This is a genomic window from Leptothrix ochracea L12, assembly GCF_000262525.1.
Window position 1 is genome coordinate 1 of record NZ_JH660670.1, and the last position, 22,500, is coordinate 22,500.

Genomic DNA, 22,500 nt, shown 5'->3' on the forward strand with positions numbered 1-22,500 from the left:
CTTCGCCGTCGCACCATGCCGCTGCGTGTACGGCACCGGTCTGACGCTGCAAACTTTGGCGAGCCAGCAATTCGGTTTGAGCTTTTTGCAAGGCAGCCTTTGAAAGGTACAGGTTCTCGCTGCCATCAAGCCCAGTGCTTGATATCAGGGGCTTAGGGGCTTGCACGGCCTCTTTGAGACTGTCTTTACCGCATAAACCGCAACCCGTTCGCCCGGCCAAGACCCGCCGCCGCTCTTTCATACGCATGAAACAACGCAACGTCACGCGCAATTGCAAGGTGATCCCAATCTCAGCGGGTTCCACTTCGATGTCCAGCAGATCGTCGACACGATCAATCAACCCCTCGGTCAGCGCAAAACCCAGCGCGTAATCCTCAAGATCGATCGGGCTGGCCAGCATGATGGCGTGGCTCAAACCGTTGACCTCAAAAGCAATCGGTACCTCTTCGGCCAACCAGTCCGTCACCGCCGGTCGAAGTTCGCCCGCACGCACGCGCAGGACCTCGGCCCTTGATGCCGATGGCGGAAGCTCAAACACCATGCGTGCGCTCATCGAGTAGTTTGTGCTGCACTTGGCTGAACTGCTCGTGATCCGCCTGCCAAGTCGAGCGATGCGCCGCTGTGGGCATCACCCGAGCGATCTGCACCGCTGTCACCTTGTATTCAGGGCAATTGGTCGCCCAATCCGAGGAATCGGTGGTGATCACGTTGGCCCCCGATCGGGGAAATGGAAGGTGGTGTAGACCACGCCCGGCTGAACACGCTCGGTGACCCGGGCACGCAACATCGTTTGACCCACTCGACTCTCCAAGCTGACCCACTCGGCGTCTTGAATACCGCGCTCCTCGGCATCAAGCGGATGAATTTCAAGCCGGTCCTCGCCGTGCCACGCGCTGTTGGCGGTTCGGCGGGTCTGAGCACCGACGTTGTATTGACTCAACACCCGGCCGGTGGTGAGGATGAGCGGAAAGCGCCGGGTGATCTTCTCGTCGCTGGGCACGTACTGGGTGATGAAGAAACGCCCCAAGCCCCGCACAAAGTGCCCCACATGCATGATCGCCGTGCCGGCCTCAGGGGTGCTGTCGTTGCACGGCCACTGCACGCTGCCCAAACGATCGATCTTGTCGAAGCTGACCCCGGCAAAGCTGGGTGTGAGGGCGGCGATTTCATCCATGATCTCGCTCGGGTGACGGTAGGCCATCGGATAGCCCAAAGCCTGCGCCAACTTTTGCGTCACTTCCCAATCGGCCAAGCCTGCCAGCGGGGGCATGACTTGGCGCACGCGGTTGATGCGGCGCTCGGCGTTGGTGAAGGTGCCGTCTTTTTCCAAAAAGGACGACCCCGGCAAAAACACGTGGGCGTACTGCGCGGTCTCGTTCAGGAACAAGTCCTGCACCACCACACAGGCCATCGACGCCAAGGCTGCCGCCACGTGCTGCGTGTTGGGGTCAGACTGCGCTGGATCTTCACCCTGCACATAGAGCGCTTTGAAACTGCCGTCCAAGGCAGCGTCGAACATGTTGGGGATGCGCAAGCCCGGCTCCGGGTCGAGCGTCACGCCCCAAGCGGACTCAAACAAGGCGCGCACGGTTGTGTCCGACACATGGCGATAGCCCGGCAACTCGTGCGGGAAGCTGCCCATATCGCAACTGCCCTGCACATTGTTTTGACCGCGCAACGGATTCACGCCCACGCCCTCTCGGCCGACCATGCCGCAAGCCATCGCCAAATTGGCAATGCCCATCACCATGGTCGAACCTTGCGCATGCTCGGTCACGCCCAAACCGTAATAGATCGCGCTGTTACCGCCGCTGCCCCCTTGGGCATACAGCCGCGCCGCACGGCGCACCGCTTCAGCGGGCACGCCGGTGATCTCGGCCGTGACCTCGGGCGACTGCTCGGGGCGCGCCACAAAATCGCGCCACTGGGCAAAGCTCTTGGGCTCACAGCGCTCGGCCACAAAAGCTTCATTGATCAGGCCCTCCGTCACCACCACATGGGCCAACGCAGTGATCACGGCCACATTGGTGCCGGGCTTGAGTTGCAAATGCGCCTCGGCATGAATATGCGGGCTGTCCACCAACTCGATGCGACGCGGATCAATCACGATCAGCTTGGCACCTTGACGCAAGCGCTTCTTGAGCCGTGACGCAAAGACCGGATGGCCTTCGCTCGGATTGGCCCCGATCACCAGCGCCACATCGGTGTGCTCGACCGACTTGAAGGTCTGCGTGCCCGCCGAGGTGCCAAAAGTCTGGCCCAAACCGTAGCCAGTGGGGGAATGGCACACCCGCGCGCAAGTATCGACGTTGTTGGTGCCCAAGGCCGCCCGGACCAGTTTTTGCACCAGATAGGCTTCCTCGTTGGTGCAGCGGCTCGACGTGATCCCGCCCACCGCGTCCCGACCGTACTCGGCCTGAATCCGCCGGAACTCAGCCGCAGCGTGACTGAAGGCTTCGTCCCAGCTCACTTCCTGCCACGGATCGCTGATCTTGGCGCGGATCATCGGCTGGGTGATGCGGTCCTTGTGCGTCGCATACCCCCAGGCAAAACGGCCTTTGATGCAGCTGTGGCCCTCGTTGGCTTGGCCGTCTTTCCACGGCACCATGCGCACCACTTGAGCACCTTTCATCTCCGCCTTGAATCCGCAGCCCACACCACAATAGGCGCAAGTCGTGAGGATGCTGTGCTCGGGCTGACCCAGCTCGATCACGCTTTTTTCCTGCAAAGTCGCCGTCGGACAAGCCTGCACGCAGGCCCCGCAAGAGACGCACTCGCTTTGCATGAACGACTCATTCATGCCCGGCGAGACGCGCGCTTCAAAACCACGCCCAGAAATCGTCAGCGCAAAGGTGCCTTGCACTTCCTCGCAAGCCCGCACACAGCGGTTGCAGACGATGCACTTGCTGCTGTCAAAGCTGAAGTACGGGTTCGAGGTGTCTTGGGGCAGATCCAAATGATGCCGCCCCGTCACGCCGGCGACGTCGGTCTCACCCACGCCGTAGCGCACGTTGCGCAAACCCACCACGCCCGCTTGGGTCTGCAACTCGCAGTTGCCGTTGGCGCTGCATGTCAGGCAATCGAGCGGATGGTCGCTGATGTAGAGCTCCATCACCCCTTTGCGCAGCTGTTGCAGCTTGGGGCTTTGGGTGCGCACCGTCATGCCCGCCTCGGCGGGGGTGGTGCATGAGGCTGGATAGCCCTTGCGGCCCTCAATTTCCACCAAGCAAAGGCGACACGAGCCGAAGGGCTCCAGCATGTCGGTGGCGCAAAGCTTGGGCACTTGAATGCCCGCATCCACCGCTGCGCGCATCAGCGACGTGCCCTTGGGCACCGTGACGTCAAAGCCGTCGATACGCAGCGTGACCGTCTCGCTACACGCTACCGCCGGTGTACCGTAGTCGATGTCTTTCATGTCGCACTACCCTTCGGGTTCTGACCCAAGTCAGCTGCAAAGTCGGCCGGATAGTGATTCAGCGCCGAAAGCACCGGGTACGGCGTCATCCCGCCCATGGCGCACAAGCTGCCGTGCAGCATCGTGTCACACAGATCGCGCAACAACTCGACCTGCGCGTCACGCTCCGCAGGGCGATCCCGCAGCAAGCGGATGCGGTCGATCACCTCCACCCCACGGGTCGAGCCGATCCGGCACGGGGTGCATTTACCGCAGCTCTCGACGGCGCAAAAAGCCATCGCATAGCGCGCCAGCGCCGCCATGTCCATGCTGTCGTCATGCACCACCACACCGCCATGCCCCAGCACCGCACCGATGGCGGTGTAGGCCTCGTAGTCGAGCGGCACATCCCACTGCTCGGCCGGCACATAGGCCCCCAGCGGCCCGCCCACCTGCACCGCTTTGATAGGCCGCCCCGTAGCGCTGCCGCCGCCAAAGTCAAACAGCAGCTCACGCAAGCTCAGCCCAAACGCTTTCTCCACCAGCCCACCGTGGCGAATGTTGCCTGCCAGTTGGAAAGGCAAGGTGCCACGCGAGCGGCCCATGCCGAAGTCACGGTAAAACGCCGCCCCGCGCGCCAAGATCAAGGGCACCGCCGCCAAGGTCAGGACGTTGTTGATCACGGTCGGCTGACCAAACAGCCCGTGGATCGCTGGCAGAGGCGGCTTGGCACGCACCACACCGCGCTTGCCTTCCAAGCTCTCCAACATCGCGGTTTCTTCGCCGCAAACGTAAGAGCCCGCGCCCATGCGCACCGCCAACTCAAAACGTCGCCCTGAACCGGCCACATCGGCCCCGATCCAACCGGCCGCTTGGGCGCGTCGGAGAGCCTCGTTCAACGTCGCCACCGCGTGCGGATACTCCGAGCGCACATAGATGTAGCCGCGTTCCGCCCCGACCGCCAACGCGGCAATCGCCATGCCTTCGATCAGCATGTACGGGTCGCCCTCCATGACCATGCGATCAGCAAACGTGCCTGAATCGCCTTCATCGGCGTTGCAAACCACGTACTTCACACCACCGGGCGTGCAGCTCGCGGCCGCCACGGTTTTCCATTTGATGCCCGCTGGAAACGCCGCCCCGCCCCGCCCGCGCAAGCCCGCATCCAGCACCGCCTGAACGATGGCTTCAGGCGCTTGAGTCACCGCTGCTTTGAGGCCGACCCAGCCGCCGTGCGCGGCGTAGTCTTCTAGAGACAACGGATCGGTCACACCGATGCGCGCAAAGGTGAGCCGCTCCTGTCGCGCCAAGTACGGCATCGCAGCCGTCACCCCGTGGCACAGCGGATGGGCAACGCTCGGGTTCGCAGCGCCCTCAGCACCTTCGGCCAGCAGCGCAGGCCACAGATCGGCCACGTCCTCCGGTGCGACCGGCCCGAAGGCCACGCGCCCGTGCGGACCGACCACCTCCACCAGCGGCTCCAGCCAAAACAGACCCCGCGAGCCGTTGCGGATCAAGTGCAGATCCACCCGATCCGCTTGGGCGCGCGCTTGTAAAGCTTGCGCCACCGCATCCGCCCCGACCGCCAAGGCGGCCGAGTCGCAAGGCACGTACAGGGTCATGGAGGTCATCGAGGGACTCATGCCGAGGCTCCTTGTGAAGAGGCCAAGGGCGCAGAAGGGGGCGTCTCAACCAAGCGATCCAGCAAGGCCGCCAAACGCTGCGAGCTTAGGCGCGCATGGGGCTGACCATCGATGGCGATGGCGGGCGAGAGCGCACACAAGCCCAAGCAGTACACCGATTCGACATGGCAGCCGCCGACGTCATGGGCATGCGCCTGCGCTTGGGCGTGCAGGGCCTCGCTGCCGCGACTCAGGCAAGACTCGGCGCGGCACACCTGCACCACCGCGCCCAAGACCGGCTGAAGGCGAAAGTGCGGGTAGTAGCTCACCACCCCATGCACCTCAGCGCGCGACAGATGAAGGGCTTGGGCCAAGGTCACCACCGCCTCGGGCGGCAGCCACCCCAAGCGCTGCTGCACAGCGTGCAGGATGGGCAACAGCGGCCCTTCCTGCCCAGCATGCTCCGCCACCACAGCCAGCACCGTGGCCCGAATCGTGGCCTGCGTGGTGTCAGGAGAAAGCTCGGGGCGCACGGTCATGGTGGGTCTCCTGATGAAGTTGCTGAACTTGGTCAGCGGGGTCCGTTCAGCATTATTGGAAGAACTTGCCGACGTTGATCAAGGTTTTGTAAACGCCCCACGCCAAGGGCACACCCACCGCCGTCCAAGCCAGCACCACCCAGATCACGGGCGAGGCATGGTAGCTCTGCGTGCTTGGGCCAATATCCCCAGCAGCGTTGCGTTCGTGGGCCAAACGCTTTTCTTCGGCCAATTCGGCCTTGCTCATGAAATGCTTGGCATCGACCGGACGAATCATCAGGTTGCAGATCAGACCAATCACCAGCATGCTAACCAAGATGTACATGGTCTGGTTGTAGACCTGCTCACGCGGCAAACCCAAGCCGAGCTGATATTCACGCATGTAATTCACCACCACCGGGCCGAGGATCCCTGCCGTGGCCCAAGCGGTGAGCAAGCGCCCATGGATCGCACCCACCATTTGCGTGCCAAACAGGTCGGCCAAGTAAGCCGGCACGGTGGCAAAGCCCCCGCCGTACATGCTCAGGATCACGCACACCGCTGCGACAAACAGCAACTTGCTGCCTGCGGCTGCGCTGGCCGGGATGCTGGCGTAGAGCAAGCCGCCCAAGACGAAGAACACCACGTAGGTCATCTTGCGGCCCAACTTGTCCGACAAGCTGGCCCAGAAGAAGCGCCCGCCAATATTGAACAAGCTCAAAAGCGCCGTGAACCCTGCGGCCACGCCCGCAATAGCAGCGAGTTGCACCTTGTCGAGTTCGAGGTATTTCTTGTCCAAGCCGATCAGGCCGCCGCCAAAGACCTCTTGCAACATCGGGCTGGCCATGCCGATCACGCCGATGCCGGCCGAGACGTTCATGCACAGCACCATCCAAACCAGCCAGAACTGTGGAATGCCCCAGACCTTTTTCACATGCACATGACCATAAGTGATCATGACGTTGCTGCCCTGCACCGCTGGCGGCGTCCAGCCTTCCGGCTTCCAGCCGGTGGCCGGCACGCGATAGCCCAGCGCGCCGCCGATCATGAAGACAAAGTAGACCAAGGCCATCACCACAAAGGTTTGCCAAACCCCCACGCCCGTGCTCGATGCAAAGGTCTTCATCAGCTCAGCGGCCAAGGGTGAACCAATCATCGCCCCACCGCCAAAACCCATGATCGCCATGCCGGTGGCCATGCCACGCCGGTCCGGAAACCACTTGATGAGCGTACTCACGGGCGAGATGTAACCCAAACCCAGCCCGATACCGCCGATCATGCATGTGGGGCACTTTGTGCGGGGCTTGGGGCGTTTCTTCATCACCCAGTACGTGCCCAGCGACGAGAAGATCACCCGGCGCTTTCCGCTCATCCTCACCACCGGCCGGGTGTTGAGTCAATACAACGTCGGTGCTCAGACCCGCCGAACCGCCAACAGCGCGTGGCACGGCGAGGACCGGCTTGAAATTCATCCGCTTGATGCCGAGGAGCGCGGTATTCAAGACGCCGAGTGGGTCAGCTTGGAGAGTCGAGTGGGTCAAACGATGTTGCGTGCCCGGGTCACCGAGCGTGTTCAGCCGGGCGTGGTCTACACCACCTTCCATTTCCCCGAGTCGGGGGCCAACGTGATCACCACCGATTCCTCGGATTGGGCGACCAATTGCCCTGAATACAAGGTGACAGCGGTGCAGATCGCTCGGGTGATGCCCACAGCGGCGCATCGCTCGACTTGGCAGGCGGATCACGAGCAGTTCAGCCAAGTGCAGCACAAACTACTCGATGAGCGCACGCATGGTGTTTGAGCTTCCGCCATCGGCATCAAGGGCCGAGGTCCTGCGCGTGCGTGCGGGCGAACTTCGACCGGCGGTGACGGACTGGTTGGCCGAAGAGGTACCGATTGCTTTTGAGGTCAACGGTTTGAGCCACGCCATCATGCTGGCCAGCCCGATCGATCTTGAGGATTACGCGCTGGGTTTTGCGCTGACCGAGGGGTTGATTGATCGTGTCGACGATCTGCTGGACATCGAAGTGGAACCCGCTGAGATTGGGATCACCTTGCAATTGCGCGTGACGTTGCGTTGTTTCATGCGTATGAAAGAGCGGCGGCGGGTCTTGGCCGGGCGAACGGGTTGCGGTTTATGCGGTAAAGACAGTCTCAAAGAGGCCGTGCAAGCCCCTAAGCCCCTGATATCAAGCACTGGGCTTGATGGCAGCGAGAACCTGTACCTTTCAAAGGCTGCCTTGCAAAAAGCTCAAACCGAATTGCTGGCTCGCCAAAGTTTGCAGCGTCAGACCGGTGCCGTACACGCAGCGGCATGGTGCGACGGCGAAGGTGCGGTTCAATGGGTGCGCGAAGATGTGGGTCGACACAATGCACTTGACAAGGTGATCGGTGCTCGTGCCAGTGGTTTGGCAGAGGATGAGGTCTCGACGGCCGGTTTTATGCTCATCACCAGTCGGGCCAGTTTTGAGATGGTGCATAAGGCGGTCACGGCGCGGGTGCCGGTGCTGGCTGCCATGTCTGCGCCAACCGCTTTGGCTGTGCGCATGGCCGATCAGGCTGGGTTGACGCTGCTGGGTTTTGTGCGCTCAGGCGATATGGTGGTTTACACCCATGCCCATCGGATCGACACGGGTTGCGAGCATCATGGGGCTGGAAAGGATTCCACATGGACGTGAATCACCTGATTCAGATGGCCAACCGCATTGGCGATTTTTTCGCGGCGATGCCTGATCACAGCGAAGCTTTGGAGGGCATTGCGTTGCATTTGGAAAAATTCTGGGAGCCACGTATGCGGCGGCAGTTGCTTCAAGGGCTTGAGCATGGCGATGCTGTTGGGGACACTTTGCATCCTCTGGTTGTTGAAGCTATTCAGAGGCACCGTGCTGCGATAGATCCCGGAAAGTGATATTGATCGCAGAAGTTGGCGGCTACTTTCACAAGGTTTCTGGAGCGTATTTATGAAGCTACCGATAAATTTTCACGCGCCCATGCTGGTTTCTGTGATTGCAAAATAATCAGATCACCTCGTGATTTAGATCAAAGCTTTGATGGGCTTAATCGAACTTATCTTGATCGCTATAACGTCCATGGATGGTGCTGTTGTTATCCATGTGTCCAAGGCGATATTCACCACGTACTTTTTTCATCGGGCAATCTGTGTCTAGCGTGATTGCGTGCTTTGCACGACGCATGTGCGCATGCTTAGATGCCTTGTTACCTTTTGTGGCAATGCCGGCCCCATTAATCTGGAATAGGGCTATAAAACCATCTATTCACGATTCGTGACCAATGTCACGTTGATGATTGTCACTTTTACCCTGATAGGCGTCACTATTTCATAGCCTGTGCATGCCGACATTCTCTACAATCGTTTCAACGATGCGAATCAGGAGTTGTCTGAAATGCAGAGATGATCTGAACAAAGAATTCAAGCCTCCTGAAATCTGATTCCATAAAGCCATGCTATTTAGACGAAACACAAAAAAAGTGGCGGAGCCTTTGCAGCAACGTGTGGATAGCCTGATTGGTGCAGACACAACGGTTACTGGAGACGTGGTTTTTTGTGGCGGATTACGCATCGACGGAAGAATTACAGGTGATGTCACGGTTTCGGACGTCAAGGCAGGTACGCTCACGCTGGGTGAGCACGGTTTTATCGATGGAGATGTGCGAGTGTCCAATTTAGTGGTCTTTGGTCGAATCGATGGGTCGGTCTATGTGACAGGACTTGTCGAGTTGCGTGCCAGTGCCAAGGTTTCGGGGGATGTCTATTACGGCTCACTCGAAATGGAGGCGGGATCGGTGATTGATGGCCGGCTCGTTAAACACAAGGTGGGTGGCTGATGCCACTCTGCTCTGACAACTATCAACACGACGATCACGAGTCCAAACGCCATGCAAGACATACGCCCTGTTGAGTTCTCGTTTGATCCAGCTTTCGCGATTGCGTCGTCAAGCTGGTTGGCTCCGAGTACCTCGTGTCCCCCATTGGATGCTTGGCGCCATCTCACTGCGGCGGTGAGTCGGAACCCCAAGGATTTGGAGTCGCACACACGGCGTGTTTTGCTGGCGGCTCAGGTGCCTTTGTCTGATCGGCTTTTTGGTGCTTTGCTCGACGTTTTTCTGGCCTTAGGCCCCAACGGTCGCCATTTGCGCGAACAGCTGCTGGACCGTGCTGCGTCTCATCTCGATCCGGATGATCAGCTCTTCTTTCGGCACTGTTTGGTAGAAGGATTACGGCCAGATGCTCAACTTCCGAGTGCGCCAGGGTCTGTCTTGGATCCGGCCATCATCGGTGTCAGTCGATTGGTTGAAAAGCAGCGAATCGCTGTGGCCGAAGTGGGTGTCTTGGAGCAGGCTATTTCACTGCTTGACGACGGCGATTTGGATGGCGCAAAACAGTTGCTGGAGGGAGCTTTGTTGTCTAACCCAACAGATGTGGCGATCGCCAATGAGTTGCTACTGATCTACAAACACAGTCGTGATGACACCGCTGTTGCAGCGATGGTGGCGCGACTACAAGAACAGGGGGCCGCTGCCCCTGAAGGTTGGGTCTAGACGAGAAATCCATTTCTTGCCGATTAGGCCCTCATTTTCATAAACCGATTCAACTTCCAATAGTGCGATTGACGTGGACTCTTCAAAGTCGCAAAACCGATTAAAGGTGGCATTGCTTAGCCTGCCACCCCGCACGCAGGCCGTGCTCGAGTTCTTCTTCACGAGCACCGGCCGCACCAGTTTCGTTCCAAGCCAAGAGAGCATGGCCGATGCGGCCGTGTTTGATGTCGATACCCAGGAGTCGATGCAGCGATGGAATGATTTTCATGCTCGAACGGCTAAACCCGGCATTGCACTGTCGGTAACGCCACATCAGATTGATGGCGCTGTCTGGGTGCAAAAGCCTGTGACGCCGGCAGCTTTGCTGGCAGCGGCAGCTGCTTTGAACGCAGGTAAGTGGCATCGCTCTGCACCTGCAGCGCCGGTCCCTCAGCAGGTGGCCCCTATGGTTCCATCTGCGCCATTGGTTCAGGTGGAAACCCGTCGGGAAACGGTGGCTCCGGCCCCTGTGGCTCGGGATGAGGTGCCACCTACGACCGTGCGACCTGATTTCGGCGGGCTCATGCGTCAAGTGTTGAATCCCCCGCCTGCTGCGGTGGAGTCACACAAGCCGAATTTTGAGCGTTTTGTGACCGCTGCATCGGTGTCAGCACCGGCACCGGTTGCCCCCGTTGCCCCAATGGCTGCTGTGCCGGCTTCGTACGCGGCCCTAGCACCGTCAGATGCGGAGCCGATTTCATCTCCGGCGGTGGAATCAGAGTCTGCCCCCCCTGTGTCTGTGGCAACAGTTCCCGCTGCTCCTGAGCAGGGGGTTGCTGAGCCGCATGATCCTAGTAAGCAAGATTTGGTGATCTCTCAACAGGAAAAACACGACGAGGAATTGTTGTGTGGTACCCGTGAAGATGCATCGCCAGCGGATCTTGCGTCTAGTTCTGCGTTGCGTTACGACCCCAACCAATACCTGATCGCAGCCTTGAAAGAGGCGTATTTGGTCAGTGCGAAATGGCGGGTGCCGACGCAGTTCGATCTGCCCGAAGGTGCGGTGGTGGTCGACACTTTGCAAAACCATATCTATCTTGGTTTTGATCCGGCCAAGCTGACCCAGCTTTACGGGTTGCGCATGACGAAGCGCCCCAAGACGCGGGTGGTCAGTGCTGGTGATTTTGCCAAGATGCGTCCTCGATTCGAAAGTTCGGGAGCCGTATTACGTGCTGATGCTTTGTTGTGGCGTGCTGCGATGGAAACCGCAGGTGGGCGATTGCCGACCGGTGTGAATCCCGATAAGCCGGTCTATTTGAAGCATTGGCCGAACATGACGCGACTCCAGCGAACACCGCATTCGTTGCGAATTGCCGCTGCTTGGGCGATCAAGGGAGCCTCAATCTCCGAGACTGCACGTGTGCTGCATATCCCTCAGCGTTACATCTTTGCGTTCTATAACGCAGCCCTTGAGCTGGATTTGGTGACAGAAGATGGATCGCATATTCACCGAGCCAAGCGCAAGGGCCCAGGCAACCGCGGCTTGCTGACCCGCCTGTTCAACTGGTTGGGCAAGTAAGCGTCACGGCGATCACACGACCCAGGAACTTTTCTCATGTCTCACAAAGACCACAAAATCATTTTTACCGGTCCGGTCGGAGCAGGCAAGACGACCGCGATCAAGTCGATCAGCGATATTGAGCCGATCACGACTGAGGAGGAAGCCTCTGACATGACCACCCGTCGCAAGCCCAACACCACGGTGGCGCTTGACTACGGAATGATCAGACTTGGGCCGAACGAGAAGGTGCATCTGTATGGCACCCCAGGGCAGGAACGTTTCAACTTCATGTGGGATATTCTCACCAAGGGTGGGATCGGAATCATTCTGCTGCTCGACAACACGCGGCCTGATCCGTTCCAAGACATGCGCTTCTACGTGAACGCGTTTCGCAGTTTCATCGACAGTACCCGACTTGTGGTTGGGATCACTCAGATGGACAACAACCGCGTACCGACGATCGAAGAGTATGTTGCCCAGCTCAAGGAGCTTGATCTTTCTGCGCCAGTCTATGAAGTCGATGGACGCAAGCGTGAGGATGTCTCGACCTTGGTGCAGTCGTTGCTGTTGTCGCTTGACCCCGGTATCTAAATTCGATCATGGACCAATACACCCTCACCGGCGAGTACTACTTGCACCCGACGCCCGCAGGGGCGTATTACGCTGCAAGCCGTCCCACACGCGATCCGGCGCGTAATTTTCTGCAGCGGTTGCTGCGTGAACCAGAGACGCCCCGGTTGTCAGTACCGCTTGTGCAGGAATGGATGTCTTTGAGCGAGGCTGATGCACTCGAGTTCATCTATCGGCTCCAGTCGTCCGGTTTTATTCAAGGCTTGCCCATGCCGGTGGGGGTTCCTCCTGACAGCATCGAAGCTTTGTTGCATCCCTTGCTGATGCAGTTGTCTGATGAGGGCAATGCGATTTTGGCGGAAAAGAACGGTTTGTACTTAGGGACAGCCGGCTTTGCCCACGAGACTTCCGAAGAGCTCGCGGCCTTGGCGGCTGACTTGGCCAGCGTCCATGAACGTCATGCACGCTTATTGCACAACAACATGCGCTTGCGCACTGACGGTTGGGGCATGGTCAATGCAAGTGGCTACGCAGAAATTGGGTTTTGGCCGTTGTATATCGGTAGCGAATACTTCGTGCTGATTGTAGGGGGCTTGCCCAGATTCAACCAATCAGCATTCACCACGTTGGTCTGGTCGCTTGGTGTGCGTTACGGCGGTGGTCCGGCTTGACGGTGTTATCCCTTTCTTTTTGACTTCTTCCCTCCATCCTGTAAGGAGCTTTTTCATGCGTGCAGACGTTCTCAACTCGATTCTCAGCGAACTCAACGGCTCAACCGCCGATATTGAAGCCTCAGCTGTTCTCTCCACCGATGGCCTGATGATGGCCTCCTTGTTGCCTGCCAGCATGGATGAAGATCGTGTGGGTGCGATGAGTGCCGCAATGCTTTCCTTGGGTGATCGGACCGCCCGTGAACTGGCTCGTGGCGAGCTTGAGCAAGTGCTGGTCAAGGGACAGCGCGGTTATGTCCTGATGGCGCATGCCGGCCCGGATGCTGTGATCACCGCTTTGTTGAAGTCCAATGCTCGTCTGGGGCTGATTTTCCTAGACGTCAAGCGTGCTGCTGACAGTATCAGCAAGATCATCTGATCTCATCGGAGTGTCCGTCTCACGTTTGCGCGAAGCGGTGCTGGGGCTCGCTTTCCCTCTGGCACACGCCTCCGCTTCGCCGAACTGACGGCCGTGAACGGTTGCTCATCCACTACTACTCATAACATTTGTCGCAGGGTTCATCATGAAAGACATGGAACCAGTCCAGCTCGCGGAAGGACCCTACCGCGAGCATCGGCTGTGCTACTACGAAGGTTTCTGCCGGACTGTCTTGACACTCGATAAAGAGGTTCCGTATCCCGATGGCAAGTTGATTGTTTCTCGTACGGACACCAAAGGGAACATTACTCACGGTAATCAGTCATTCATCGATATGTCTGGGTTTACCCGTGAGGAGTTGATCGGTCAGCCGCATAGCATTTTGCGTCACCCCGATATGCCTGCTGCAGCCTTTGCTGATCTGTGGGCAACCTTGCAGCGTGGTGTCACATGGCAGGGTTACGTTAAGAATCTACGCAAAGACGGTTGCTACTACTGGGTTTTTGCCACGGCCATTCCCAATATCCGTAACGATCAAGTCATTGGCTATACCTCGGTACGTCGTAAGCCATCGCGTACCAAGATCAACGAGTGCACGGAGCTTTACGCCCGCATGCTCGCCGAGGAGAAGAAAGCATGACCTTCAATCTGACGGCCAGCCCCGATTTTCCACCCGATAACATCGCGGGTTGGTACATCTTCAACACGTGGATGCAGCGCAAGCTGGACGTTCGGATCCACTTCGAGTTGTATGACAATTTTGAGGCGCAGCGCCGAGCCTTCGAAGAGGAAAAAGTCGATCTGATCTACGCAAATCCTTTCGATGCTGTGATGTTGGTCCGCGAGAAGGGTTTTGTTGCTGTGGCTGCTCCGATCGGTAAAGCCGATGAAGCAGTGGTGGCCGTGCTTGACGAGAGTCCGGTGCAGCATGTTGAGGATCTCAAGCCGGGTACGCGAATTGCCGCTACGGATGATCCAGACGTCAACATGATCGGCAAGATCATGTTGGAACCGGCTGACCTCAATGCACAAAACGTTCATGTGCAAACAGTGAATTCGTACACCTTGGTGGCAAAGAATTTGCTGCGCGGTCAAGCGGATGTAGGTTACTTTCTCAAGGATGCCTACGATCACCTTAGCCCCGTGGTGCGTAAGCAATTACGCCCCTTGGTGACCAGTCAGGTCGGTGTTGTGCGCCATGTTCTTTTGGTTTGCCCGCGCTTCAAAGACCATCGAGAGCACCTTGTCGAAGCTTTGTTGGCGATGAATGCCGACAAAGCTGGGCAGCGTGTCTTGGAATCCTTGGGCTTGAAAGGCTGGGAGATTCAAACGCAAGAAGACACTGAGTTCATGATTGATCTGATGGATACCTTGACAGCTTGACGGTTGATGTCGGCTGGCGGTCCGTTTTCTCTTCCCCTAATTTCTTCGTGAATGTGTCCAAGGCCATGCAACGCTCCTTCTCGCATACCCTGATGGCGTTGGCCCTAGCGGCTGCTTCCTTGCAGACGCTGGCCGCCGAGTCTCTAGCCGCTGTCTCGTCGGCTTCAGTGCCAGTACCGGTTCGTGCTGGTGATTCAGCGTTGCAACTGCCACCGATCACAGCACGGGATACGTTGTGGGATATCGCGGGGCGGGCCATTGGTGGGGGGGGGACGCAAGTCGGTGTCAATCGCAATCAAGCCATCGTGGCTATCTTGCGGCGTAATCCGGATGCTTTTGTGGGTGGTCACGTTGATCGTCTGCGCAAAGGTGCTGTCCTGACCTTGCCAACCTTGGCAGAGATGCGTGCTGAAGATTCGGCCAAAGCTTCGGCCTTAATGGCCAATGAGAGTAGTCGCAATCATCAAGGCAAGGCCCCCGCCTTATATGCCCTGAAGGCGGTTGCATCGAACCCGAGCGAGGCAGTGGTGAAGCCAGTGCCAGCGGCGGTTACTAAGACGCCTGCGGTCGCTGCATCGAAAGTGGCGACTCCCGAGGTTGCCACGAGCAGTGCTCGACCTTTGGCGGCTGTGTCGGCTGCCTCCCCGGCGGTTATATCGGTGGCCTCCGCCGCCAGCTATACGGCCACGGCGAAACCCGTCGTTACCGTAGATGCGGTGGGAGGACATGGGGGTGATGGGAACGCTTGGGCGTGGACCGTTGGGTTGCTCATCGTAACCATCGGTGCTGGGGTTTTGGTTTACGTACTGCGTAGAGCCCCGTCTGAGCAAATGATGGCTGAGGCTGCTGCGGTGATGGAGGCAGCGGCCACCAAACGTGCATCACTGAGAGCGCCGACCACTGTTTCTACGGCAGCGTTGGATCTAGCCAAGCAGCTTGAACAGCACGATACCGCTGTACTGATGGTGCAGAAAGAGGGTGCCGTTCCACCGCAGGTGCCCAATGTTTTGGCAGAGTCTGCGTTGCGCTTGGTTTTGGCGCGTGCCTACCTTGAACTCAAGGATCGTGACGCTTCGCGCAAGCAACTCGAAATTGTGTTGCGTGAAGGCGATGAAGGCCAGAAAGAAGAAGCCCAAGGGGCTATGGCACGGTTGTGATGCGGAATAGGTCTTGCCGCGCCTGAAATGAGCAGGCAAGGCCTTTTAAATTGGTTTGTCTGAGCGGTGAATGTCGGTATGAGGTAGGGCCCTTTTGGACCTGACTTTTCAAGCCGGTGTCGCCGCTCTTTTTATGACGGAAAGTTCCTCATGAAAGTTACTGTTATCGGGACCGGCTATGTCGGACTTGTGACCGGAGCCTGTCTCTCTGAGATGGGTAACCATGTACTGTGCTTGGACATTGATCCGGCCAAGATCCGAATTCTTAAGGAGGGGGGCATCCCGATCCATGAACCGGGTTTGCTGGAAGTGGTTCAGCGCAACGTTCAAGCGGGGCGTCTTGAATTCACCACTGATGTGGATCATGCCGTGGCGCATGGCACGATCCAATTCATTGCTGTGGGGACGCCTCCGGATGAAGATGGTTCAGCCGATTTGCAATATGTGGTGTCTGCCGCCCGTAGCATCGGTCAGCGTATGACCGATTTCAAGGTGGTGGTGGATAAGAGCACTGTGCCCGTGGGCACAGGAGACAAAGTCAAAGCTGCGATTGCCGATGAGTTGGCCAAGCGTCGGATGACCTTGGATTTTGCGGTGTGCTCCAACCCCGAGTTCCTTAAAGAGGGTGCTGCGGTCCAAGACTTCATGCGGCCGGACCGTGTGGTGGTCGGGGCGGAAGATGAACGTGCCATCTTGTTGATGCGTGCCTTGTATGCGCCCTTTGTGCGTAATCGGGACCGCATGATGGTGATGGATATTCGCAGCGCCGAATTCACCAAATATGCGGCCAATGCCATGCTGGCTACCCGTATCAGCTTCATGAATGAGCTTTCTCGACTGGCCGAGCGCGTGGGTGCTGACATTGAACTGGTGCGCCAAGGCATTGGCTCAGATCCTCGGATCGGTACGCACTTCCTCTACCCAGGGGTCGGATATGGCGGCTCTTGCTTCCCCAAGGATGTCAAAGCCTTGGCCAAAACTTCCGCTGATGCTGGATTGCCTTCACGCATTTTGACTGCGGTTGAAGCTGTCAATGAAGATCAGAAGATGGTCTTGGTGAACAAGGTTGTCACCCGTTATGGTGAGGACTTATCTGGCCGGACGTTCGCGATCTGGGGGTTGGCTTTCAAGCCCAACACCGACGATATGCGCGAGGCACCGAGCCTTGTGATTATTCGGGCGCTTCTAGCGCGTGGCGCACGCGTTCAGGTGTATGACCCTGTGGCGATCGATGAAGCCAAACGCCAGTTGGTGGATGTCGAGGAGGCTGTGAATGAGGCTTCATCGGCCCAAGCGGCTGTGTCTGGCGCAGATGCTTTGTTGATCGTCACTGAATGGAAAGAGTTCCGCACACCCGACTTTGAGCACTTGGCGGCATCGCTCAAAGACAAAATCGTTTTTGATGGTCGTAATCTCTACGAACCGGCCTTGATTCGGTCCTTCGGACTTGAATATCACGCGATCGGTCGCCCCTGAGTTGGTCTGATCCAAACTGAAAGAGCCGCACACAGTGCGGCTCTTTCCTCCCCGATGCTTACTGCAGATATTTACTCTGGAGGACGGGTAATCACCGGGGTATGCAGTTCAATGATGGCTGATACATGATCGCCGTTTTGTTCGATGGTCAGCGAAGCGTGGCGTCGAGGCAGAAGCGCTCGCACAAGGCCCAAACCAGCGACGCTGGTGGGGCGGTGCTCGACCCGGAAATTTGACGGCAGCAAGCCTTCATTCACCACTTCAAGTCGAATGCCTTGGTGAATCGGCTGTAGCTGACAGATCAATGGCGAGTCACTGGTGCTGTGCTTGACTGCGTTGCTCATCAGCTCGTTGATGATCAGGGCAAAAGGAATGGACTCGCCATCGGGAAGCAGCCATGGGGTGGTGGCTGGATTCACCTGAAGCTCGAAAATTTGACCAAATGTTTGCTGCACGGATTGGGCAACAGCATCAACCACATCCACAACTCTAAGCAAACCCTGAGGGCCCGTGGATAGGCCATAGATTTGGGCGATAGCCTGCACTTGGCCAATGACCTCCGTGATCACCCCGTGGACCTCTGGGCGGCGTATACCAGCTTGCTTGAGAAGACCTGTGACGTTTTGGAGGTTGTTGCGAACCCGGTTCTGAACCTCTTGAACCAGCATTTCACGCTGAGAAACCAAGACGCTCAACTCTGCACGTTGGGCCGTGATGTCGGCGGCAACCAGCAAGATGCGATCAGGTTGTTCACCATCCCGAGCTAAAGGAACGAAGCGTGCATCCCACAGCGTCCGTGTGCCTTGGCTATCAATGTGGTATTCGCGCTGGGTCAATGTGGTGGGTTGACTTAATGCAGTTCGCATGTCGTCCCGTAGCCGGTTGGATAAATCCGGCGGGAAGAGTTGATCCGGTGTGCAACCAATGGCTTCTTCAGCTGGCACTCCTGCGAGATCGGCTGCAACGGGGTTCATTTGTTCGATGGCCAACGTGCTGGCATCGTGAACAGTGATCGCCATAGGGGCCGCAGCCATGATGCGTTGAAGCATGCCTCGGGCATCAGCCACGCGTGCTTCAGCCATGCGTCGCTGGTCCATATCCATCAGGGCGAAAGTTAATTCGCGACCGCCTGAAAGATTAAGGGTGGCAACCATGTTGCCGACCACGAGAAAACGGCGACCATCGCGCCCTTGAACATGCGCTTCAAATTGCGCTGAATCGCTATCAGCCATCTTTTCGAGCATCGAGGTGCAGTGCCGGAAAGGATGGTCTGGCTCATTCATGGGCGCCACGGAGGCCAAGGGCTCGCCGTAGAAATCTTTCAAATCACCGCAGAACATTCGTCTTGCTGGGCGGTTCAGCCAAGTGATGGTGCCTTGTTGATTCACCGTCACCACACCGACGAGCATGGCATCAAGAACTGCACGACTGCGGTCACTTTGTTGATGCAGGATTTGAGCAAGGTTGGCCCGTTCGCTGGTGACGGTTTCGAGCTGTTCTTGTTGGTAGCGTAGTCGAGACGTTTCAGACAGGACCACCACCGCATCTGCTGTGGGTCCTGCAGGGCCGGCCCGGCGTACGGTCACGGCGTACCAATGCATCAGTCCATCTTCATGAATGACGTGGACCTCGTCTTCGAAGATTTCCCCTTGATCGATACATTTCATCAGGTCTGGCGGATTGCGTAGCCCACCGGTTCTTCCTGCGAGTAACGTGCGCAAGTCGGCATGGATGGCACTTCCAGCGTGGAGATGCAAGATTCGCTCAAAGCGGCGGTTACTGCGCACCACTTGATACCCACGCAGGGATGCAATACCCGCAGGAGAGCCTTCTAAAATGGCATTGAGTTCAGCCATCAGATGCTCTGCACGCTCGCGGGCCAATTGTTGTTCTGTGATATCAAATGTGATGACCGATACGCCCTGAGCAAGCTGAGGGTCGGGTTCCACACGGGTCAAAAACCACCGCTCACCTTGCTCCGTATCCCGAATGGCGTACCTAACCTCGCAACTTTCCCCATGTTTGCAGGCATGTTGTAGGCGTTCAAACTCGTGCAAAGAGGAGGGAAGAACTCGATCTCGACTCACGGTTTGATGGCCATGGGTGGTGATCAGATGAGGAATGGGTCCCGCTTTGATGGCTTGGTGTGACAACGCCATTTCACGCTCACGAGTAATGGCGGAGCCGGCCCCCGACATATCAAAAAGTGAACCTGGCTGGATGCGTCGAGGATCACGGCGCTCTTCTGGGGGACGCTCATCGAGCACATACATATAGCGCCGCTGCTTGTTGGGCGCCGTGTGGCAGCGCAGTAGCGATCGAACTCGCTTGGGCACTTGATCTGGCTGGCGGGGTACAAAAGCTTCGGGCGTGAACCATGACTGCCCGGGTTCTAAGGGCACTGTCAGCCGGGTTCGCCCCCAGTGAAGCAGTAAACGAATTTCCTGAGAGGCTTCGCTCACATCGTCCAAGCGAAAACCAAGAAGGGCATCGAAGGCATGGTTTGAACGTAACACTCTACCGTTCTCGTCGAGCAACATCATGGCTTGGGGCAGTTGTACGAACCACTCGTCGAGCTCAAGCAGTTGAATGTCCTGCGACGACGCACTATCGAGTCTTGACCACGAGGAGTGGGGGGTATCCCCGTTCGGGATGGGTGTTTCGCACAGAATAGAGAGGAATCGCCGCTGTTGTTCTCGGTTTTGAAGAATATAGGTCGCTGCTTGGATAGCATGTCGCGCACCTTTGTCATCCACGAAGGTTTGATTTGACAAATGGGGTGCACGTGTTTCCGGGGGGGCATGCAACCACTCTTTGCGTCGTGACTGCTGCAGGGACTGTTCTTCCGTCGCTTGCCAGCGTACGGGATCTTGACCGATGAGTTGCTCACGCGGAACACCGATTAAGGCGGCCATCATGGGATTGGCATCAATCAACCGGAACGACTCATCCTGCAAGATGACAGGAAAGGGGACACTCCAGAGAATGTCGTGGAGAGCTTTTTCTTGTTCGACTTGGGTGGATTTGTCGTGGTTTACACGAGAGCCAATCACGCCTCCGGTTGCTTCAATCGGCAGGACCAGCGCCCACCTTTGCCCCCCAAGGGCCGTGACCACAGGCACTTGATGACCGTGAACCAACGATGCTGGCGGTGTTGGGAAGGGGGCGTTTGCTGGTTTTTCGATGGATTCACGTAGCCATTCAAGGATCGTGACATCAAAAACCCTGCCTAGTTCGGACCACCCCATACCTGCATCACATGGCAGTGCTTCGAGGGCCGATCGATTGGCATAGATCAGACGCACCGACGCGTCGAAAACCAGTACAGGCTCCGCAAGGCATTCAAACAAGCTGATGTTGAGCGGGACAGCGTTTGTGATCGCACTCATGAAACATGAAAATGTCCATTTGGAGGCACAGTGTACGCAGCGAACCGAAGGTCGTTGGGCGGCTTACTGAAGGATACCTGTGCAAACAGTGGACAAGCACACGGAAAGAGAGTGAACAGTCGGGGTGTGAGTCCTACGTTCTAGGCAGCGTAACGCCGACTTGGCCTTGGTATTTACCTCCACGGTCTTTGTAGCTCGTTTCGCAAACTTCGTCACTTTCGAAAAACACCACTTGGGCACAACCTTCTCCCGCGTAGATCTTCGCTGGCAAAGGGGTTGTGTTCGAAAACTCGAGTGTGACAAAGCCCTCCCACTCCGGCTCGAAGGGTGTGACGTTGACGATGATTCCACAGCGGGCATAAGTGCTTTTACCCAAGCAGATGGTGAGCACATTGCGGGGGATGCGGAAGTACTCGACCGTTCTTGCTAGAGCAAAACTGTTGGGAGGAATGATGCAGACGTCACCATGGAAGTCCACAAAGCTTTTTTCATCGAAGTTCTTGGGATCCACCACGGTGGAGTGGACGTTGGTGAAAATTTTGAAATCGCGCGCGCAACGAATGTCGTAGCCGTAGCTGGATGTTCCATAGCTAACGATGCGTTGTCCGAGTGCATTGGTGCGAACTTGGCTGGCCTCGAAGGGCTCAATCATCTGCTGTTCGGCGGCCATGCGACGGATCCAAGAATCGCTCTTGATGCTCATATAGATAGGAAGGGAAGTTGAGAAGATGGTCGATGACCGATTCTAGAAGGACCGGATCAAAAAGTGCTGCGTCGCTGAAGACTGGCCGAGCGGAACGTGTCAATGATTTTGCGACATCCTGGGACGTTCATTTAGTGTGTCGATGACGGATTCGCGGGTCGGTTTTTCTCCTCAGGGGGCGGGTTAATCCACATGGCTGTGGGCATCGGCGGCAACTCGGGCCGCTTGTTTTTGAACCTATTTGGGTGGGCCATAAAGGCCGCATCAAGGGTGGCCTGTCGTATCCCCGCAGGTCTGCGGCCAAGCCGTAGTGGACGCTGTGTGGTGTCATGTAGCCGATACCGCTGTGGCAGTGCTCGGCGTTGTACCAAGCGAAGAAGGCTTGACAGGGGTGGGCAAGGTCTGTGGCGTGGTTGCGGGGGTGGCCTCACCAAGGTGAGGCGGTGCAGACGGGCTTGTTGATGTGCCGGCGCACCCCGCCACAGGCCCATAGCCCGGCATGCCGCGCCCGTGCCGAGGGTCGGGGCGAGGGCATGCACGGGGGCCATCAGGTGTTGGCGAGCTTGTCGTGCGCCGTCAGGAGATCGAGCAGCGCGGTAACTTTTTTTGGACCTCGATCACCAACTGCGCCTTGTCGAGTTAGCTGCGCAGCTTGCCCCTCTCGCGGGTGAGCTGGGCGATAAGCTGGGCTTCGATGCGCGCGGGGTCGGCCTTGGGGCCGCGCTTTTGAGGGGCAAGGGCGGCCCCAAGTCAGAGGCTTCACGCTGGCGTCGCCAAGTGCTCAGGGAAGAGGAGTAGACGCCCTCGCGGCGCATCAGTGCGCCGATTTCGCCGGGCTGGGTGCAGAGGTCAGCGGCTTGGAGGATACGGCGCTTGTCGGCGCTAGAGAAGGGGCGCCGTCGGGCACGGGGTACGACTTCGGAGGTGGCGTCGGGCGAGGGGGGCGATGCAGCCGGATCGGAAGAAAGCGGGACTGCGTGCACCGGGGCCTTGGAGCGTGGTGGGTTGGACATATGACTTTTTTGCTCACTGATTTCTCAGGGGACGGTGTCGCAGGTCATATTGGCACGGGGGTAAGGCGTTGGCGGGCACCTCAAG

The 22,500-nt window shown here is 57.8% G+C and carries 18 protein-coding genes and 3 pseudogenes; 13 read left to right on the forward strand and 8 right to left on the reverse strand.

The genetic code is table 11. The features are described 5' to 3' along the window. From LEPOCDRAFT_RS00310 to LEPOCDRAFT_RS00330, 5 genes and pseudogenes are all read right to left on the reverse strand, one after another. On the reverse strand, nucleotides 1-541 hold a 541-nt coding region (locus LEPOCDRAFT_RS00310; protein ID WP_009453175.1), incomplete at its 3' end, for a formate dehydrogenase accessory sulfurtransferase FdhD. Beyond that, nucleotides 531-3,415: pseudogene (gene fdhF / locus LEPOCDRAFT_RS00315) on the reverse strand (formate dehydrogenase subunit alpha). The gene LEPOCDRAFT_RS00310 and the pseudogene fdhF, both read right to left, overlap by 11 nt. After that, nucleotides 3,412-5,037: a formate dehydrogenase beta subunit gene (locus LEPOCDRAFT_RS00320; RefSeq protein ID WP_009453177.1), complete on the reverse strand. Its 1,626-nt coding sequence runs from the start codon at nucleotides 5,035-5,037 to the stop codon at nucleotides 3,412-3,414. Before LEPOCDRAFT_RS00320 ends, fdhF begins: the two are co-directional and overlap by 4 nt. After that, on the reverse strand, nucleotides 5,034-5,555 hold the full coding sequence (locus tag LEPOCDRAFT_RS00325; RefSeq protein ID WP_009453178.1) for an NAD(P)H-dependent oxidoreductase subunit E: 522 nt from the start codon (nucleotides 5,553-5,555) through the stop codon (nucleotides 5,034-5,036). The genes LEPOCDRAFT_RS00320 and LEPOCDRAFT_RS00325 overlap by 4 nt, the downstream gene beginning before the upstream one ends. A 52-nt stretch (nucleotides 5,556-5,607) precedes the next feature. Next, a pseudogene (locus LEPOCDRAFT_RS00330) lies at nucleotides 5,608-6,813 on the reverse strand (OFA family MFS transporter); the annotation flags it as partial. Between LEPOCDRAFT_RS00330 and LEPOCDRAFT_RS00335 the strand changes: the two are divergent. From LEPOCDRAFT_RS00335 to LEPOCDRAFT_RS00395, 13 genes and pseudogenes are all read left to right on the forward strand, one after another. Next, nucleotides 6,806-7,336: pseudogene (locus tag LEPOCDRAFT_RS00335) on the forward strand (molybdopterin oxidoreductase family protein); the annotation flags it as partial. The pseudogenes LEPOCDRAFT_RS00330 and LEPOCDRAFT_RS00335 overlap by 8 nt on opposite strands. Beyond that, nucleotides 7,326-8,213 carry a formate dehydrogenase accessory sulfurtransferase FdhD gene (gene fdhD / locus LEPOCDRAFT_RS00340; protein WP_009453181.1) on the forward strand — a complete coding sequence of 296 codons (888 nt, stop codon included), beginning with the start codon at nucleotides 7,326-7,328 and terminating at the stop codon, nucleotides 8,211-8,213. The pseudogene LEPOCDRAFT_RS00335 and the gene fdhD, both read left to right, overlap by 11 nt. After that, a complete protein-coding gene (locus LEPOCDRAFT_RS00345) occupies nucleotides 8,204-8,443 on the forward strand; it encodes a formate dehydrogenase subunit delta (protein ID WP_009453182.1) in 240 nt (79 codons plus the stop codon). Before fdhD ends, LEPOCDRAFT_RS00345 begins: the two co-directional genes overlap by 10 nt. 554 nt (nucleotides 8,444-8,997) lie before the next feature. Next, complete coding sequence (locus LEPOCDRAFT_RS00350; RefSeq protein WP_009453183.1) at nucleotides 8,998-9,381, forward strand: bactofilin family protein; 384 nt, start codon at nucleotides 8,998-9,000, stop codon at nucleotides 9,379-9,381. 51 nt (nucleotides 9,382-9,432) lie between these two features. Further along, nucleotides 9,433-10,095, forward strand: coding sequence for a hypothetical protein (locus LEPOCDRAFT_RS00355; protein ID WP_009453184.1), 663 nt, complete (start codon nucleotides 9,433-9,435; stop codon nucleotides 10,093-10,095). Nucleotides 10,096-10,297: 202 nt separating this feature from the next. Then, entirely contained in the window at nucleotides 10,298-11,653 is a 1,356-nt protein-coding gene (locus tag LEPOCDRAFT_RS00360; RefSeq protein WP_156793919.1) for a hypothetical protein, read from the forward strand. A 36-nt stretch (nucleotides 11,654-11,689) separates the two neighbouring features. Beyond that, nucleotides 11,690-12,226: a GTP-binding protein gene (locus LEPOCDRAFT_RS00365; RefSeq protein ID WP_009453186.1), complete on the forward strand. Its 537-nt coding sequence runs from the start codon at nucleotides 11,690-11,692 to the stop codon at nucleotides 12,224-12,226. Between the two features lie 8 nt (nucleotides 12,227-12,234). Beyond that, nucleotides 12,235-12,876, forward strand: coding sequence for a hypothetical protein (locus LEPOCDRAFT_RS00370; protein WP_009453187.1), 642 nt, complete (start codon nucleotides 12,235-12,237; stop codon nucleotides 12,874-12,876). Between the two features lie 55 nt (nucleotides 12,877-12,931). After that, entirely contained in the window at nucleotides 12,932-13,294 is a 363-nt protein-coding gene (locus tag LEPOCDRAFT_RS00375) for a roadblock/LC7 domain-containing protein (protein ID WP_009453188.1), read from the forward strand. Nucleotides 13,295-13,439: 145 nt separating this feature from the next. Continuing rightward, nucleotides 13,440-13,934 carry a PAS domain-containing protein gene (locus LEPOCDRAFT_RS00380; protein ID WP_009453189.1) on the forward strand — a complete coding sequence of 165 codons (495 nt, stop codon included), beginning with the start codon at nucleotides 13,440-13,442 and terminating at the stop codon, nucleotides 13,932-13,934. Continuing rightward, nucleotides 13,931-14,677 carry a phosphate/phosphite/phosphonate ABC transporter substrate-binding protein gene (locus tag LEPOCDRAFT_RS00385; RefSeq protein ID WP_009453190.1) on the forward strand — a complete coding sequence of 249 codons (747 nt, stop codon included), beginning with the start codon at nucleotides 13,931-13,933 and terminating at the stop codon, nucleotides 14,675-14,677. The genes LEPOCDRAFT_RS00380 and LEPOCDRAFT_RS00385 overlap by 4 nt, the downstream gene beginning before the upstream one ends. Then, nucleotides 14,674-15,834 carry a FimV/HubP family polar landmark protein gene (locus tag LEPOCDRAFT_RS00390; RefSeq protein WP_156793920.1) on the forward strand — a complete coding sequence of 387 codons (1,161 nt, stop codon included), beginning with the start codon at nucleotides 14,674-14,676 and terminating at the stop codon, nucleotides 15,832-15,834. The genes LEPOCDRAFT_RS00385 and LEPOCDRAFT_RS00390 overlap by 4 nt, the downstream gene beginning before the upstream one ends. 150 nt (nucleotides 15,835-15,984) lie before the next feature. After that, entirely contained in the window at nucleotides 15,985-17,310 is a 1,326-nt protein-coding gene (locus tag LEPOCDRAFT_RS00395) for a UDP-glucose dehydrogenase family protein (RefSeq protein ID WP_009453192.1), read from the forward strand. A gap of 71 nt (nucleotides 17,311-17,381) precedes the next feature. Here LEPOCDRAFT_RS00395 and LEPOCDRAFT_RS00400 read toward each other — a convergent pair whose 3' ends face one another. The 3 genes from LEPOCDRAFT_RS00400 to LEPOCDRAFT_RS02925 form a co-directional block, all read right to left on the reverse strand. Continuing rightward, nucleotides 17,382-20,699: a PAS domain-containing protein gene (locus LEPOCDRAFT_RS00400; RefSeq protein ID WP_009453193.1), complete on the reverse strand. Its 3,318-nt coding sequence runs from the start codon at nucleotides 20,697-20,699 to the stop codon at nucleotides 17,382-17,384. A 133-nt stretch (nucleotides 20,700-20,832) separates the two neighbouring features. Then, nucleotides 20,833-21,402, reverse strand: a complete 570-nt coding sequence (gene dcd / locus LEPOCDRAFT_RS00405; protein WP_009453194.1) for a dCTP deaminase — start codon at nucleotides 21,400-21,402, stop codon at nucleotides 20,833-20,835. 617 nt (nucleotides 21,403-22,019) lie between these two features. Next, a complete protein-coding gene (locus LEPOCDRAFT_RS02925) occupies nucleotides 22,020-22,415 on the reverse strand; it encodes a hypothetical protein (RefSeq protein WP_156793921.1) in 396 nt (131 codons plus the stop codon). Nucleotides 22,416-22,500: the final 85 nt, after the last annotated feature.